This is a genomic window from Kitasatospora sp. NPDC004289 (assembly GCF_053602875.1).
Map to the genome: position 1 here is coordinate 43,056 of NZ_JBSGEL010000014.1, position 15,587 is coordinate 58,642.

Genomic DNA, 15,587 nt, shown 5'->3' on the forward strand with positions numbered 1-15,587 from the left:
TAACGAGGTAGCCGCGTTCCGTTCGTGTCGTTCCGGCGCACGGGGCGTATCCTGGATCACCCTGAACGGGCCGGTCCGCTCACCGCGGACCGGCCTGCGTCATCTCCGGGGACGCCCGCCGACGGGAAGGACGCCCACCATGACCACGATCTCCACCGCCACCCAGCTGCCGGGCCGGGGCAACGGGCTCGACCCGCAGGCCGTCCTGTTGGACATGGACGGCACCCTGGTCGACACCGAGCACTTCTGGTGGCAGGCGGAGGCCACGCTCTTCGCCGAGCTCGGCCACGAGCTGAACGAGGCGGACCGCGAGCACGTGGTCGGAGGTCCGATGAGCCGCGTCCTCGACTACCTGATCTCGACCACCGGGGTGACGCTGTCCCCGGCCGAGCTCACGGTGCTGGTCAACCAGCGCTTCGTGGACCTGCTGGCCGGCGGCGTCCCGCTGATGCCGGGGGCCGAGCGGCTGCTCAACACCCTGGCCGCGCACGGCATCCCGGCCGCCCTGGTCTCCGCCTCGCACCGGCACGTGATCGACATCGTGCTGGAGAGCCTGGGCCGCCACCACTTCGCCTTCACGCTGGCCGGCGACGAGGTGGCCCGCACCAAGCCCCACCCCGACCCGTACCTGGCCGCGGCGGCCCGTCTGGGTGCGGACCCGGCCCGCTGCGTGGTGGTGGAGGACGCCCCGACCGGGGTCCGCTCCGCCGAGGCGGCCGGCTGCCCGGTGATCGCGGTGCCCTCGGTGGCGCCGATCGAGCCGGCCCCGGGCCGGACGGTAATCGGTTCGCTGGAGCAGCTCGACCTCGATCTGCTGCGCTCGGTGGTGGCCGCCCGGGTGTGACCTCGGGCGTGAGCTCGGGTGTGGGCCTTGGCATGAGCCGGGCGTAAGGGGCATGGCGACCGATGTGACTTTGCCCACCCTCGGCGATGGCGAGGTCCCGCCAGTGCGGGACGAATCGGTCATTATCTGACAAGACGTCAAGGTTTCGGCTCGGACGGGCCGTTTGGTGATCACTGCCGGTGATATTCGTACAAGTTCGATGTGGCACGCTTCATCGGGTTCAGTGACCCACGCCCGACCGCCGTGCGCCCTCACCCGGGCGGCGGCATTCGGCAGCCACCGGCTCACCGTCGGTCCGTCCGAGAAGGAACGTTCCCGCATGACTTCTGCCAACCGTCTGGCCGTACTGGCGTGTGCCACCCTGGTCGTCACTTCGGCCGCGGGCTGCGCCTCGGCCAAGAAGGTGGTCTCCGGCGGCGGCGACGACAAGGGCGCCATCACGATGGGGACGACCAACGTCACCAAGGTGCTCGACCCGGCCGGTGCCTACGACAACGGGGCCTGGCTGGTGCTCAACAACACCTTCCAGTCGCTGCTGAAGTTCCCGGCGGGCGCCTCCGTCCCGCAGCCCGACGCGGCGCAGTCCTGCGGCTTCGTCGGCAGCGGTGCCACCACCTACAAGTGCACCCTGCAGAGCGGTCTGAAGTTCTCCAACGGGCACCCGCTGACCGCCCAGGACGTGGTCTTCTCCGTCGAGCGGATGAAGAAGATCGCGGACGAGAACGGCCCGTCCAGCCTGCTCGCCACCGTCGAGAAGGTGACCGCCAAGGGCGACCTCGAGGTGGAGTTCCAGCTGAACACCCCGGACGCGGTGCTCCCGGCCAAGCTGGCCACGGCGGCCGGTTCGATCGTCGACCACCAGGTCTTCCCGGCCGACAAGCTGCTCCCCAACGACAAGCTGGTCGGTTCCGGTCCCTACAAGATCGACTCGATCGAGACCGGTGAGGGCGGCGGCCCGGCGAAGGTCACGCTGACCGCCAACGGCGACTACCGGGGCGAGGCCAAGCTCCAGAACAACAAGTTCGTCGTCCGCTACGTCGCCGAGGCCGAGCAGCTGAAGAGCGCCCTGGACTCCGGCGAAATCGACCTGGCCGACAACAGCCTCGACCCGGCCACCTCCGCCAAGCTGAAGGACGAGCAGCTGACCGGCGCGGGCAAGCTCAAGGTGGCCGAGGGCGACAGCGGCGAGACCCGCTTCATGGCCTTCAACACCAAGGACGCCGTCACCGGCAACGTGGCCGTCCGTCAGGCCGTCGCCCAGCTGCTGGACCGCAAGGTGCTGGCCCGCGACGTGTACGCGCGCACCGTTCAGCCGCTCTACTCGGTGGTCCCGGCCGGCATCACCGGCCACAACACCGCCTTCTTCGAGCGCTACGGCGAGCCGGACGTGAACAAGGCCAAGAAGCTGCTCGCCAACGCCAAGGTGCAGACCCCGGTGAAGTTCACCCTCACCTGGTCCCGCTCCCGCGCGGGCGACGCCGAGGCCAAGGAGATCAAGAAGCAGCTGGACGCCAGCGGTCTGTTCCAGGTGAACGTCCAGCAGGAGGCGGACTGGACGGCCTTCCAGAAGGGCTGGACGGACGGCACCTACCAGGCCTACACCGTCGGCTGGACCCCGGACTACGCGGACGCCGACAACTTCGTCGGCCCGCTGCTGGTGGACGGCGGCTCCTTCCACACCGGGTGGGACGACCCGAAGATCAGCCAGAAGTTGCTGCCGGAGAGCATCAAGCAGACCGACCGCAGCGCCGGCGGCGCCTACGGCCAGGTCCAGAACCTGGTGGCCGAGTCCGTCCCGATGCTCCCGATCTTCCAGAACAAGGCCTTCTACGCCTCGCGGACCGACATCACCGGGGTGGACAGCACGGTGGACACCACCGGCGTGTTCCGCTTCTGGGAGATCGGCCGCACCAAGAAGTGACGCCGCGGAGGTGACGGTCCGTCACCCCTGACACGACGAAGCCCGCCCGCTCCCGACGAGGAGCGGGCGGGCTTCGTCGTGTCGCGAGAGGCCGCTACTTCGAGAGGCCTCTGCTTGGAGAGGCCGCTACTGGGCGCCCGGCCGGACCAGGCCGCTCTCGTAGGCGTAGACCGCGGCCTGCACCCGGTCCCGCAGTTGGAGCTTGGTCAGCACGTGGCCGACGTGGGTCTTCACGGTGGTCTCGCTGACGTACAGCTCGCCGGCGATCTCCGCGTTGGAGAGGCCGCGGGCGACCAGCTTGAGCACCTCCAGCTCACGCTCCGTCAGGGCGGTGAGCGCCTGCGGCGGGGCCTCGTCGCCGGACGGCAGCCGGGTGGCGTACATGTCCAGCAGCCGCCGGGTGATCGAGGGCGCCAGCATCGCCGCGCCGTCGGCCACCACCCGGATCGCCTGCACCAGTTCCTCGGCCGGCACGTCCTTGAGCAGGAAGCCGCTGGCCCCCGCCCGGAGCGCCTCGACCACGTACTCGTCCAGGTCGAAGGTGGTCAGCACCAGCACCTTGGCCGGACCGTCCCGGCCGGGGCCGGCGATCCGGCGGGTGGCCTCGACCCCGTCCATCCGGGGCATCCGGATGTCCATCAGCACCACGTCCGGCTGGAGCGCGCGCACCTGGTCGAGCGCCTGCTGCCCGTCCCCGGCCTCGCCCACCACCACCAGGTCGGACTCGGCCTCCAGGATCATCCGGAAACCGGTTCGCAGCAGCGGCTGGTCGTCGACCAGCAGCACTCGGATCGTCACTCGGACTCCTTGCTCGTCTCTTCGCTCGTCCGCCCCGCGGTCGGAGGCAGCTCCGGCCGGGGGCCCTCGTCGGTCCGCCCCGCGGTCGGAAGCACGTCCGCCGCGGGGGTCTCGTCCTCGTTCGGCCGCCGCTGGAGCGGCAGCGGGTAGGGCGGGGGAGTGCCGCCGAACTCCGGGCAGCTGGCCTTGTGGTCGCACCAGTCGCAGAGCCGGTTCCGGGTGGCCGGGAAGTCCCCCGTGGCCACCGCCCGGTTGATGGTCTCCCAGAGCGCGGTGAGCTTGCGCTCCACCGCCAGCAGGTCGCCCTCGTCGGGGTCGTAGGTGACCACGTCGCCCCCGCCGCCCAGGTAGACCAGCTGGAGGCGCTTGGGCAGGACGCCCTTCCACCGCCAGACCACCAGGGCGTAGAACTTCATCTGGAACATCGCCTTGCCCTCGAAGTCCCGCGAGGGCGCGCGGCCGGTCTTGTAGTCCACCAGCCGGACCTCGCCGGTCGGGGCCACGTCCACCCGGTCGATGTAGCCGCGCAGCAGCAGGCCGGAGCCCAGCACCGTCTCCACGTAGAGCTCGCGCTCCACCGGGTGCAGCCGGGTCGGGTCCTCCAGCCGGAACCAACGGTCGATCAGCTTCTCGGCGTCGCCCAGCCAGCGGGTCAGCGCCGCGCCGTCCGGGTCGTCCGGGAACAGCCCGGCCAGCTCCGGCCGCTCGCCGAGCAGCCGCTCCCACTGCGGCCGGAGCAGACCGAGGGCCCGCTCCGGGGTCCGGTCGGCCGTCGGGCTGTCGAACAGCCGCTCCAGCACCGCGTGCACCACCGTGCCCCGGGTGGCCGCCGAGCTGGGCGGTTCCGGGAGCTTGTCGATCACCCGCAGCCGGTAGAGCAGCGGGCAGGTCATGAAGTCCCCGGCTCGGGAGGGCGAGAGCCCGGTCGGCGCCAGGGCCGGCCGGGGTACGGCGGTCGCTGCGGGCGCCTCGGCGGGGCGGTCGGTCTCGTGCTGCATACCCATGACCCTATTGCCCCCGGCTGCCATCCCGCCGTCACCCCACTGTCACGGCCGCTCCCGGACGTCCCGACCCGCCGGGGCCCGTCCACCGGGCGACGGTACGGACACGGGTCGGCAACGACGGGGGCACTCCGTGCGTTGACCGGGTACAGGACCGGCACGGCGCGCCACCGCACTCCACGGCGCAGCACAGCACGGCACGGCGCCGCACGGGCCGGACGGCCGGAACCGGCCGGAGATCACGTAGCGTGGCGCGATGGGGCCCGGACGGCGGGCGCCGCAGGACGACGAGGACGAAGGGACCGCGGTGAGCGAGAGCAGGGGTCAGCAGGAGCGGCCGAGCGGCATCCTGATGGGCCGTCCGTTCGGCGTGCCGGTCTACGTCACCCCCTCCTGGTTCGTGATCGCCGGACTGATCACCTGGATCTTCGGCGGCCAGCTGACCGAGGTGCTCCCGGAGCTGGGTGGTACCCGCTACCTGGTCTCCTTCTCCTTCGCGGTGGCCTTCTACGCCTCCGTCCTGGTGCACGAGCTGGCGCACACCGTGGTCGCGCTGCGGCAGAAGCTCAACCCGCGCCGGATCCAGCTCCAGTTCTTCGGCGGGGTCTCGGAGATCGAGAAGGAGGCCCCCACCCCGGCCCGGGAGTTCTGGCTGGCGTTCGTCGGCCCGCTGCTCTCGCTGGTCCTCGGCGGCCTGTTCTACCTGGCCTTCCTGGCGGTGCGCCCGGCCAGCGTGCCCGGCGTGCTGCTGGCCGGACTGTTCGTCAGCAACCTGGTGGTGGCCGCCTTCAACCTGCTGCCCGGCCTGCCGCTGGACGGCGGCCGCATCCTGCGGGCGCTGGTCTGGGGCCTGACGGGCCGTCCGATGACCGGCACGGTGGCCGCCGTGTGGGCCGGCCGGGTGCTGGCCCTGGTGGTGCTGATCGGGCTGCCGGTGCTGGCCGGGGCCCGCGGCGGCGTCGAGCGTTCGACCGCCGACAGCCTGATCGACAGCGTGCTGGCCGCGATCCTCGCGGTGATCATCTGGAACGGCGCCGGCGGCGCCCTGCGCAACGCCCGCCTCAAGCAGGCCCTGCCCGGCCTGCGGCCCGTCGGGCTGGCCCGCCGGGCGGTGCAGGTCACCGCCGACACCCCGCTCGGCGAGGCCATCCGGCGGGCCCGGGAGGCCGAGGCCGGGGCGATGGTGGTGGTGGACGGCCGGGGCGAGCCGACCGGCCTGGTCAAGGAGGCGGCGGTGAACGCCGTCCCGGAGCACCGCCGCCCGTGGGTGCAGGTCGGCGCGCTGGCCCGCGACCTCGAACCGGGCCTGCGGCTGGGCACCGACCTGTCGGGGGAGGAGCTGCTGGCCGCGCTGCGGAGCACCCCCGCCACCGAGTACCTGGTGGTCCGCCCGGACGGCGCCGTCTACGGGGTGCTCACCCTGACCGACCTGGAGCGCTACCTCAGCACCGCGATGAACCGTCGCTGAGCCGTCGCTGAGCCGTCGCCGATCCACCGCCGAGCCGTCGCTGAACCGCCGCTGATCCACTGCCGAGCCGCTACCAGGCCGCTGCCGATCCGCCCCCGCAGGCCCGCTGGTCGGAGGCGCTCCCCGGGTCCCTTAGGATTGCCGTCATGTCCGAACCGACCGGTGCCACCCGCCGACGCGGGCCCTTCCAGGTCGGGGACCAGGTCCAGCTGACCGACCCCAAGGGCCGCCACTACACGTTCACGCTCCAGGCCGGGAACCAGTTCCACACCCACAAGGGTGCGTTCCCCCACGACGAGCTGATCGGCGCCCCCGAGGGCACTGTCGTGCGCACCACGGGGAACGTCCCGTACCTCGCGCTGCGCCCCCTGCTCCCCGACTACGTCCTCTCCATGCCCCGCGGCGCCGCCGTGATCTACCCCAAGGACGCGGGGCAGATCCTGGCCATGGCCGACATCTTCGCGGGCGCCCGCGTGGTCGAGGCGGGCGTCGGCTCCGGCGCGCTCTCCACGTACCTGCTGCGCGCCGTCGGTGACACCGGCATGCTCGCCTCGTACGAGCGCCGCCAGGACTTCGCCGACATCGCGCAGAGCAACGTCGAGCGCTACTTCGGCGGATCGCACCCGGCCTGGAAGCTGACGGTGGGTGACCTCCAGGACAACTTGGTGGAGACCGACGTCGACCGCGTCATCCTCGACATGCTCGCCCCGTGGGAGTGCCTGGACGTCGCCTCCAAGGCGCTCGTCCCCGGCGGCCTGATCTGCTGCTACGTGGCCACCACCACGCAGATGTCGAAGACCGTCGAGGCGCTCCGGGAGCACGGCACCTTCACCGAGCCGCAGGCCTGGGAGACCATGGTCCGCACCTGGCACCTGGAGGGCCTCGCGGTCCGCCCGGACCACCGGATGATCGGCCACACCGGCTTCCTGCTCACCGCCCGCCGCCTGGCCGACGGGGTCGAGCCGCCGCTGCGCCGCCGCCGCCCCGCCAAGGGCGCGTACGGCGAGGACTACGACAACGGCACTCCGGAGCCGAGCCTCGCCGAGCGCGCGGCCGCCCGTGCCGCCGCGAAGGCCGAGACCGAGTAACCGCCGACCGAACGACCGGAGGGCGTACCCCGCACGCGGGGTACGCCCTCCGTCGGTTCCGGGGACGGGGAGTGCCGGGTCCTGACACCCGCCCGGGCGTGGGATGATGCTGCCTCACATGCCACCCCGCCCTGGAGGGGACTGCCTGGTGGAACGCGCGGCCGAGACGGTGCAGATGACGACGGTTCAGACGGATCCGAGCGGGACGGAATCCGAACGGAAGTCCGGCCGGAGCCGGATACGCCACTGGGTGCTGGTCGCGGCGGCCACCGCCGCCCTGGTCGCCGCAGGCCTGGCCGCGGCCCCGGCCGGTGGCGTGGTCCGGCCCGCCGCACGCCCCGGCGCGGCACCGACCGCCGCCAAGGCCCCGGCCGCGCTGCCGAAGGAAGCCGCGCCGGACCCGGCCAAGGCGGTCCTGCCGCTCGACTGCGGCCCGTTCCCGGTGAAGGTCTCGCTCAGCTTCGCGGCCCTGTTGGACGGCCGCCCCAGCACCGTCCTGGCCGCCCACTGCGACGCCGGCAACGGCACCCCGCCGGACGGGGTCTACCTGCTGACCAACGGTCAGGACGGCCGCCCGCAGGTCGCCGCGACCCTCCTGGAGGAATCGGCGGGCCGCACCGTCACCGAGCTCAAGCTGCGCAGCGACGGCACCCTGACCGCCCGCGCCAAGGGCTACTCCAGCGACGAGGTGCCGCGCTACGCGCCGGACCTGCTGGTCTCGCTCTCCTGGCGGCAGAAGGCCGGCGGCGGCTGGCTCCGCACCGAGAACTCGGAACCCGCCGCCACTGCCTGAGCCGACGTCAGGCCACTGCCTGAGCCGACGTCAGGCCACCACCCGGGCCGCGGTCAGGCCACCGCCCGGGCCGGCGTCTCCGACGTCAGTCCGCGTCCGGCCCGTACACCTCGACCCGGTCGCTCACCCGGCGCACGTGGATGCAGTCGCCGGGGCACTCCTTGGCCGAGTCCACGACGTCCTGAAGCAGCGTCAGCGGCACGGGCGCGGTCTCGCCCGGCTGCTGGCGCAGCTCGTCGTCGTCGCCCTTCACGTAGGCCAGGCCGTCGATGTCCAACTCGAAGACCTCCGGGGCGTACTGGACGCAGATGCCGTCCCCGGTGCAGAGATCCTGATCGATCCAGACTTCCAGTGCTTCCTGGGTCTCCGACATGTCCCCTACCGCTCCTTCTGGCGAACTCCACGTACCGCGCCGGACACCGCCCGGTCACGATCGGACACCGAGCCTACCCGTCGGCCGCATTAGCGGGCCGACGGTGGGTATCCACTCAGCACGGGGGGCAGCATCCGAGCGCGAAGATCGGACACGCCCGGCCTTCTTTCTGATCTACGGGTTTACCCGGCAGGAATGAAGGTAGGTTTGGGTCGTCCAGCTCCCCCAGGAGGAGGTGAGGACCGTGGCATCCCACGATGACGACTACAACCGCAGCGCCGGCCGGCCCGCACGGGGTTCCGACGACCCGGCGGCTCAGGTCTCGTACCTCGAGCAGGAGATCGCCGTCCTGCGCCGCAAGCTCGCCGACTCACCGCGCAATTCGAGGATCCTCGAAGACCGCATCGTCGAGCTCCAGAGCAACCTGGCCGGTGTGACCGCCCAGAACGAACGGCTCGTCTCCACGCTCCGGGAGGCCCGCGACCAGATCGTGGCCCTCAAGGAGGAGGTGGACCGGCTGGCCCAGCCGCCCGCCGGGTTCGGCACCTTCCTCAGCCGGAACGAGGACGGCACGGCCGACATCTTCACCGGTGGCCGCAAGCTGCGGGTGAACGTCAGCCCCAGCGTCGACCTCGACGAGCTCCGCCGCGGCCAGGAGGTGATGCTCAACGAGGCGCTGAACGTCGTGGACGCGCTCGCCTTCGAGAGCATCGGCGACATCGTCACCCTCAAGGAGGTGCTGGAGGACGGCGAGCGAGCGCTGGTCACCGGGCACACCGACGAGGAGCGGGTGGTCCGGCTCGCCGAGCCGCTGCGCGAGCTGACGCTGCGTCCGGGCGACGCGCTCCTGCTGGAGCCGCGTTCCGGCTACGTGTACGAGGTGGTCCCGAAGGCCGAGGTCGAGGAGCTGGTCCTCGAGGAGGTCCCGGACATCGACTACCGCCAGATCGGCGGTCTGGGCAACCAGATCGAGCAGATCCGGGACGCGGTCGAGCTGCCGTACCTGCACGCGGACCTGTTCAAGGAGTACGAGCTCCGGCCGCCGAAGGGCGTCCTGCTCTACGGCCCGCCCGGCTGCGGCAAGACGCTGATCGCCAAGGCGGTGGCCAACTCGCTGGCCAAGAAGGTCGCCGAGGTGACCGGCCGGCCGCAGGGCAAGAGCTACTTCCTGAACATCAAGGGCCCCGAGCTGCTCAACAAGTACGTCGGCGAGACCGAGCGGCAGATCCGCCTGGTCTTCCAGCGGGCCCGGGAGAAGGCCAGCGAGGGCACGCCCGTCATCGTCTTCTTCGACGAGATGGAGTCCCTCTTCCGCACCCGTGGGTCGGGCGTCAGCTCGGACGTGGAGAACACCATCGTCCCGCAGCTGCTCGCCGAGATCGACGGCGTGGAGGGCCTGGAGAACGTCATCGTGATCGGCGCCTCGAACCGCGAGGACATGATCGACCCGGCGATCCTGCGGCCCGGCCGCCTGGACGTCAAGATCAAGATCGAGCGCCCGGACGCCGAGGCCGCGAAGGACATCTTCTCCAAGTACCTCAAGGACTCGCTGCCGTTCCACCCGGACGACCTCAAGGAGCACGAGGGCTCCGTCGAGGCGACCGTCGGCGGCATGATCCAGGCCGTGGTCGAGCGGATGTACACCGAGACCGAGGAGAACCGCTTCCTGGAGGTCACCTACGCCAACGGTGACAAGGAGGTCCTGTACTTCAAGGACTTCAACTCCGGCGCGATGATCCAGAACATCGTCGACCGGGCGAAGAAGATGGCCATCAAGGCCTTCCTCGACACCGGCCAGCACGGCCTGCGGGTGGCGCACCTGCTCGCCGCCTGCGTGGACGAGTTCAAGGAGAACGAGGACCTGCCCAACACCACCAACCCGGACGACTGGGCCCGGATCTCCGGCAAGAAGGGCGAGCGCATCGTCTTCATCCGGACCCTGGTCACCGGCAAGCAGGGTGCCGAGTCCGGCCGCTCCATCGACACCGTGGCCAACACGGGTCAGTACCTGTAAGACGCCCGTCCCACCGTCCGGCTGCGGGCCCCTCACCCGGGGTCCGCAGCCGGACGGCGCGTCTTGGGACACCACCGGAACCCGGGCAAGGAGGGCCGCATGACCGTACGGCGCGTGATGGGGATCGAGACCGAGTACGGCATCTCGGTGCCGGGCCACCCGAACGCCAACGCGATGCTCACCTCGTCCCAGATCGTCAACGCCTACGCGGCCGCGATGCACCGGGCGCGACGGGCCCGCTGGGACTTCGAGGAGGAGAACCCGCTGCGCGACGCGCGCGGCTTCGACCTCGCACGTGACGTGGCGGACGCCAGCCAGCTGACCGACGAGGACATCGGCCTGGCCAACGTCATCCTCACCAACGGCGCCCGGTTCTACGTGGACCACGCGCACCCCGAGTACAGCTCCCCGGAGATCACCAACCCGCGCGACGCGGTGCTCTGGGACAAGGCCGGCGAGCGGATCATGGCCGAGGCCGCGGCCCGCGCCCTGGAGCTGCCGAACGGCCAGCGGATCAACCTCTACAAGAACAACACGGACAACAAGGGCGCCTCCTACGGCACCCACGAGAACTACCTGATGCAGCGGTCGACGCCGTTCGCCGACATCGTCCGCCACCTCACCCCCTTCTTCGTCTCCCGGCAGGTGGTCACCGGCGCCGGCCGGGTGGGCCTGGGCCAGGAGGGCGGCGCGGACGGCTTCCAGATCAGCCAGCGGGCGGACTACTTCGAGGTCGAGGTCGGCCTGGAGACCACCCTCAAGCGCCCGATCATCAACACCCGGGACGAGCCGCACGCGGACGCCGAGAAGTACCGCCGGCTGCACGTGATCATCGGTGACGCCAACCTCTCGGAGATCTCCACCTACCTCAAGCTGGGCACCACCGCGCTGGTCCTGACGATGATCGAGGACGGCTTCATCACCGCCGACCTGGCCGTCGACCAGCCGGTCCGGACCCTGCACCGGGTCTCCCACGACCCGACCCTGCAGTACCTCGTCCAGCTGCGCAGCGGACGGAAGCTGACGGCCGTCCAGCTCCAGATGGAGTACTTCGAGCTGGCCCGCAAGTACGTCGAGGACCGCTACGGCCAGGACGCCGACGAGCAGACCGTGGACGTGCTGCTGCGCTGGGAGGACGTGCTCAACCGGCTGGAGAACGACCCCATGAGCCTGTCCAAGCAGCTGGACTGGGTCGCCAAGAAGGAGATCCTGGAGGGCTACCGCCAGCGCGACGGCCTGGACTGGGACAACCCCCGGCTGCACCTGGTCGACCTCCAGTACAGCGACGTGCGGCCCGACAAGGGCCTCTACAACCGCCTGGTGGCCCGCGGCCGGTTCGACCGGCTGCTGACCGAGGAGCAGGTCACCCGGGCGGTCTCCAAGCCCCCGGAGGACACCCGGGCGTACTTCCGCGGCCGCTGTCTGGAGCAGTACGCCGACCACGTGGCGGCCGCCTCCTGGGACTCCGTCATCTTCGACCTGCCGGGGCGGGACTCGCTCCAGCGGGTGCCGACCCTGGAGCCGCTGCGGGGCACCCGCAGCCACGTGAAGGACCTGCTGGACCGCTGCCGCACGGCGGAGGACCTGCTCCGGGTGCTGTCCGGCGGGTAACGTCTCGATCACCAGGGGTGAAATTTCCCCGAAAAGGGAATCATCCTGACGAGGCACCGACGTTGTACGGAAACCGGAAGCGGATGTCGTGGCCGGTGGATAGTGTCTGACCAACCGAGCGAGCGGGGTGAGGGAAATGGCCAGCAAGGACACCGACGGCGGTCAGCAGCGGGCGAGCCGTTCCTCCGAGGAGGTCGAGGAGCAGGCGGTCGACGCGCAGGCGTCCGACGACCTCAAGGAGCGCCAGGAGAAGCTCAGCGACGACGTCGACGCGGTGCTCGACGAAATCGACGACGTCCTCGAGTCGAACGCGGAGGACTTCGTCCGTCAGTTCGTGCAGAAGGGCGGCCAGTAGCCGTCCTCCGTCAACTCAGCCGCGCGCGGCAATCCCGTGGGAATTCCCCCGGGGTTGCCGCGCGCGGACTATCGGACGGCCGTTTCGACGCCCAGGGAGAACCGGCCGCCGCCGAGGTGGTTGAGGGGCGAAGAAGAACGGGTAGTGTCCGGTTCACACAGCGCCAGTTGATCTACCTGGAAGGAATCGAGTGGAAGCCAACACTGGTGGCACCGGGCGTCTACCGGCTGCCTTCCTGACCCCGGGTTCGTCGTCGTTCATCGACTTCCTCGCGCAGCACTCGCCGGAGCTGCTGCCCGGCCGCCGCACCCTGCCGGAGGGCCTCACCATCGAGGCGCCGCACGGCACCACCATCGTCTCGGCGGTCTTCGACGGCGGCGTGGTGCTCGCCGGCGACCGCCGCGCCACCATGGGGAACGTGATCGCCCAGCGGGACATCGAGAAGGTGTTCCCGGCCGACGAGTACAGCGCGGTGGGCATCGCGGGCACCGCCGGCCTGGCGGTCGAGATGGTCCGGCTGTTCCAGCTGGAGCTGGAGCACTACGAGAAGATCGAGGGCACCGTGCTCTCCCTGGAGGGCAAGGCCAACCGGCTCACCACGATGATCCGGGGCAACCTCGGGATGGCCATGCAGGGCCTGGCCGTGGTCCCGATGTTCGCCGGCTACGACCTCAACCTCGGCCGCGGCCGGATCTTCACCTACGACGTCACCGGCGGCCGGTCCGAGGAGCGGGGCTTCGCCGCCACCGGCTCCGGCTCGGTCTTCGCCCGGGGCTCGATGAAGAAGCTCTACCGCCCCGACCTGACCCCCGAGCAGGCCTCCACCCTGGTGGTCCAGGCGCTCTACGACGCGGCCGACGACGACTCCGCCACCGGCGGTCCGGACCTGGCCCGCAAGATCTACCCGATCGTCTCGCTGATCACCGAGGACGGCTTCCGCCGCCTCACCGAGGACGAGGTCGCCGAGATCGCGGTCTCCATCACCGACCAGCGCCGGGAGCACCCCAACGGGCCGCAGGCCCCCCTCCTCTAGTCCGCCACCACCTCCCAGGAAGGGGACGGCCAGGTGTCCACACCGTTCTACGTCTCGCCCCAGCAGGCCATGGCGGACCGCGCCGAGTACGCCCGCAAGGGCATCGCCCGCGGCCGCAGCGTGGTCGTGCTGACCTACGCCGAGGGCATCGTCTTCGTCGCGGAGAACACCTCGCGGGCGCTGCACAAGGTCTCCGAGATCTACGACCAGATCGCCTTCGCCGCGGTCGGCCGCTACAACGAGTTCGAGAACCTGCGGATCGGCGGCGTGCGCTACGCCGACCTGCGCGGCTACTCCTACGACCGGGCCGACGTGACCGCCCGCGGGCTGGCCAACGTCTACGCCCAGACCCTGGGCACCATCTTCTCCTCGGTCGGCGAGAAGCCGTACGAGGTGGAGCTGATCGTGGCCGAGGTCGGCCGCACCGCCGAGGACGACCAGATCTACCGGCTCACCCCCGACGGCTCGGTGGTGGACGAGAAGAACGCCGTGGTGGTCGGCGGGAACGCGGACTCGATCGGCAACTACCTCGGCCAGAAGCACCAGCCCGGGCTCAGCCTGGCCGGTGCGCTCAAGCTGGCCGTCGACGGCCTGGCCCGGGACCCGAACGGCGGCACGCCGCGGGCCCTGACGCCGGATCAGCTGGAGGTCGCGGTCCTGGACCGCACCCGCTTCCAGAAGCGGAAGTTCAAGCGGGTGCTGGGCGGGCAGCTGAGCCGCCTGCTGGCGGGCGACGAGTCGGCCGCCGCCGAGGAGAGCACCGAGGAGTAGGGAGCGGCGGGAGCCCCCGGCGGGGGCTCCCGCTCCACCGAGGCGATTTGACGGACCGTCGGCCGCCCCGGGGTTTCGGAAGGCCCTCGAACAGAGAAGAGATGCCTCATGGACCGTCGAATCTTCGGGATCGAGAACGAGTACGGCGTCACCTGCACCTTCCGGGGGCAGCGCCGCCTGTCGCCGGACGAGGTGGCCCGGTACCTCTTCCGCCGCGTTGTCTCCTGGGGCCGCAGCAGCAACGTCTTCCTGCGCAACGGCGCCCGCCTCTACCTGGACGTGGGCTCCCACCCCGAGTACGCCACCCCCGAGTGCGACGACGTCACCGAGCTGGTGACGCACGACAAGGCCGGCGAGCGGATCCTCGAGGGCCTGCTGGTGGACGCCGAGCGGCGCCTGCACGAGGAGGGCATCGCCGGGGACGTCTACCTCTTCAAGAACAACACCGACTCGGCCGGGAACTCCTACGGCTGCCACGAGAACTACCTGGTGGCCCGGCACGGCGAGTTCTCCCGGCTGGCCGACGTGCTGATCCCCTTCCTGGTCACCCGGCAGCTGATCTGCGGCGCGGGCAAGGTGCTGCAGACCCCGCGCGGCGCGGTCTACTGCGTCAGCCAGCGGGCCGAGCACATCTGGGAGGGCGTCAGCTCCGCCACCACCCGCTCGCGCCCGATCATCAACACCCGGGACGAGCCGCACGCGGACGCCGAGCGGTACCGCCGGCTGCACGTGATCGTCGGCGACTCCAACATGTCCGAGACCACCACCCTGCTCAAGGTGGGCTCCACCGACCTGGTGCTGCGCCTGATCGAGGCCGGCGTGGTGATGCGCGACCTGACGCTGGAGAACCCGATCCGGGCCATCCGCGAGGTCAGCCACGACCTCACCGGGACCCACCAGGTCCGGCTCGCCAACGGCCGCGAGGCCAGCGCGCTGGACATCCAGGAGGAGTACTACTCCAAGGCGCTGGAGTTCGCCGACCGCAAGGGCATCAACACCGGCACCATCGCCAAGGTGCTGGAGCTCTGGGGCCGCACCCTGGAGGCCGTCCGCAGCGGGAACTTCGACAGCGTCTCCACCGAGATCGACTGGATCATGAAGCACCAGCTGATCGAGCGGTACCGGGCCAAGCACAACATGGGGATGTCCAACCCCCGGGTGGCCCAGATCGACCTGGCGTACCACGACATCCACCGCCGCCGCGGCCTGTTCTACCTGCTCCAGAACAAGGGCCAGGCCGAGCGGATCACCACCGACCTGAAGACCTTCGAGGCCAAGTCGGTGCCCCCGCAGACCACCCGGGCCCGGCTGCGCGGCGACTTCATCCGCAAGGCGCAGGAGCAGCGCCGCGACTTCACCGTCGACTGGGTGCACCTGAAGCTGAACGACCAGGCGCAGCGCACCGTGCTCTGCAAGGACCCGTTCCGCTCGGTGGACGAGCGGGTGGAGAAGCTGATCGCGGGGATGTAGGCGGGTGCCGAGCGGGGTGCCTGCGGAGCGGCGGGCGGATCGGGCAA

The 15,587-nt window shown here is 70.8% G+C and carries 14 protein-coding genes; 11 read left to right on the forward strand and 3 right to left on the reverse strand.

What is annotated here, in order from left to right; translation table 11 throughout:
• The first annotated feature begins 139 nt into the window (after positions 1–139).
• Both ACWEPF_RS12085 and ACWEPF_RS12090 read left to right on the forward strand, forming a co-directional pair.
• Complete coding sequence (locus tag ACWEPF_RS12085) at positions 140–844, forward strand: HAD family hydrolase (RefSeq protein ID WP_452172499.1); 705 nt, start codon at positions 140–142, stop codon at positions 842–844.
• 319 nt (positions 845–1,163) lie between these two features.
• Positions 1,164–2,765, forward strand: a complete 1,602-nt coding sequence (locus tag ACWEPF_RS12090) for an ABC transporter substrate-binding protein (RefSeq protein ID WP_345289792.1) — start codon at positions 1,164–1,166, stop codon at positions 2,763–2,765.
• A 126-nt stretch (positions 2,766–2,891) separates the two neighbouring features.
• Here ACWEPF_RS12090 and ACWEPF_RS12095 read toward each other — a convergent pair whose 3' ends face one another.
• On the reverse strand, positions 2,892–3,563 hold the full coding sequence (locus ACWEPF_RS12095; protein WP_345289791.1) for a response regulator transcription factor: 672 nt from the start codon (positions 3,561–3,563) through the stop codon (positions 2,892–2,894).
• Complete coding sequence (locus tag ACWEPF_RS12100) at positions 3,560–4,561, reverse strand: RecB family exonuclease (RefSeq protein WP_452172500.1); 1,002 nt, start codon at positions 4,559–4,561, stop codon at positions 3,560–3,562. The genes ACWEPF_RS12095 and ACWEPF_RS12100 overlap by 4 nt, the downstream gene beginning before the upstream one ends.
• Before the next feature lie 310 nt (positions 4,562–4,871).
• Here ACWEPF_RS12100 and ACWEPF_RS12105 point away from each other — a divergent pair, with 310 nt between their 5' ends.
• The 3 genes from ACWEPF_RS12105 to ACWEPF_RS12115 all read left to right on the forward strand — a co-directional run bounded on the left by ACWEPF_RS12105 (position 4,872) and on the right by ACWEPF_RS12115 (position 7,913).
• A complete protein-coding gene (locus ACWEPF_RS12105; RefSeq protein WP_345289789.1) occupies positions 4,872–6,032 on the forward strand; it encodes a site-2 protease family protein in 1,161 nt (386 codons plus the stop codon).
• A 146-nt stretch (positions 6,033–6,178) separates the two neighbouring features.
• On the forward strand, positions 6,179–7,120 hold the full coding sequence (locus ACWEPF_RS12110) for a tRNA (adenine-N1)-methyltransferase (protein ID WP_345289788.1): 942 nt from the start codon (positions 6,179–6,181) through the stop codon (positions 7,118–7,120).
• Between the two features lie 175 nt (positions 7,121–7,295).
• Positions 7,296–7,913: a hypothetical protein gene (locus tag ACWEPF_RS12115; protein WP_345289787.1), complete on the forward strand. Its 618-nt coding sequence runs from the start codon at positions 7,296–7,298 to the stop codon at positions 7,911–7,913.
• Between the two features lie 85 nt (positions 7,914–7,998).
• Here ACWEPF_RS12115 and ACWEPF_RS12120 read toward each other — a convergent pair whose 3' ends face one another.
• A complete protein-coding gene (locus tag ACWEPF_RS12120; protein ID WP_396295436.1) occupies positions 7,999–8,286 on the reverse strand; it encodes a ferredoxin in 288 nt (95 codons plus the stop codon).
• A gap of 244 nt (positions 8,287–8,530) precedes the next feature.
• On the opposite strand from ACWEPF_RS12120, the gene arc reads away from it, so the two are divergent.
• The 6 genes from arc (at position 8,531) to pafA (ending at position 15,540) form a co-directional block, all read left to right on the forward strand.
• Positions 8,531–10,300 carry a proteasome ATPase gene (gene arc / locus ACWEPF_RS12125; RefSeq protein WP_345289784.1) on the forward strand — a complete coding sequence of 590 codons (1,770 nt, stop codon included), beginning with the start codon at positions 8,531–8,533 and terminating at the stop codon, positions 10,298–10,300.
• Between the two features lie 99 nt (positions 10,301–10,399).
• Complete coding sequence (gene dop, locus ACWEPF_RS12130) at positions 10,400–11,911, forward strand: depupylase/deamidase Dop (protein ID WP_345289783.1); 1,512 nt, start codon at positions 10,400–10,402, stop codon at positions 11,909–11,911.
• Positions 11,912–12,047: 136 nt separating this feature from the next.
• On the forward strand, positions 12,048–12,266 hold the full coding sequence (locus tag ACWEPF_RS12135) for a ubiquitin-like protein Pup (protein WP_345289782.1): 219 nt from the start codon (positions 12,048–12,050) through the stop codon (positions 12,264–12,266).
• Between the two features lie 190 nt (positions 12,267–12,456).
• A complete protein-coding gene (gene prcB, locus ACWEPF_RS12140; protein ID WP_452172501.1) occupies positions 12,457–13,299 on the forward strand; it encodes a proteasome subunit beta in 843 nt (280 codons plus the stop codon).
• A 33-nt stretch (positions 13,300–13,332) separates the two neighbouring features.
• Positions 13,333–14,070, forward strand: a complete 738-nt coding sequence (prcA, locus tag ACWEPF_RS12145; protein WP_452172502.1) for a proteasome subunit alpha — start codon at positions 13,333–13,335, stop codon at positions 14,068–14,070.
• 108 nt (positions 14,071–14,178) lie between these two features.
• Positions 14,179–15,540, forward strand: a complete 1,362-nt coding sequence (gene pafA, locus ACWEPF_RS12150; RefSeq protein WP_452172503.1) for a Pup--protein ligase — start codon at positions 14,179–14,181, stop codon at positions 15,538–15,540.
• The last annotated feature ends 47 nt before the right edge of the window (positions 15,541–15,587 follow it).

Excerpts from the sequence above, each read along its gene's own strand:
- ACWEPF_RS12085 (WP_452172499.1), top strand. The coding sequence starts at position 140 with ATGACCACGATCTCCACCGCCACCCAGCTGCCGGGCCGGGGCAACGGG.
- ACWEPF_RS12090 (WP_345289792.1), top strand. The coding sequence starts at position 1,164 with ATGACTTCTGCCAACCGTCTGGCCGTACTGGCGTGTGCCACCCTGGTC.
- ACWEPF_RS12100 (WP_452172500.1), bottom strand. The coding sequence starts at position 4,561 with ATGCAGCACGAGACCGACCGCCCCGCCGAGGCGCCCGCAGCGACCGCC.
- ACWEPF_RS12110 (WP_345289788.1), top strand. The coding sequence starts at position 6,179 with ATGTCCGAACCGACCGGTGCCACCCGCCGACGCGGGCCCTTCCAGGTC.
- ACWEPF_RS12115 (WP_345289787.1), top strand. The coding sequence starts at position 7,296 with ATGACGACGGTTCAGACGGATCCGAGCGGGACGGAATCCGAACGGAAG.
- ACWEPF_RS12120 (WP_396295436.1), bottom strand. The coding sequence starts at position 8,286 with ATGTCGGAGACCCAGGAAGCACTGGAAGTCTGGATCGATCAGGATCTC.
- dop (WP_345289783.1), top strand. The coding sequence starts at position 10,400 with ATGACCGTACGGCGCGTGATGGGGATCGAGACCGAGTACGGCATCTCG.
- ACWEPF_RS12135 (WP_345289782.1), top strand. The coding sequence starts at position 12,048 with ATGGCCAGCAAGGACACCGACGGCGGTCAGCAGCGGGCGAGCCGTTCC.
- pafA (WP_452172503.1), top strand. The coding sequence starts at position 14,179 with ATGGACCGTCGAATCTTCGGGATCGAGAACGAGTACGGCGTCACCTGC.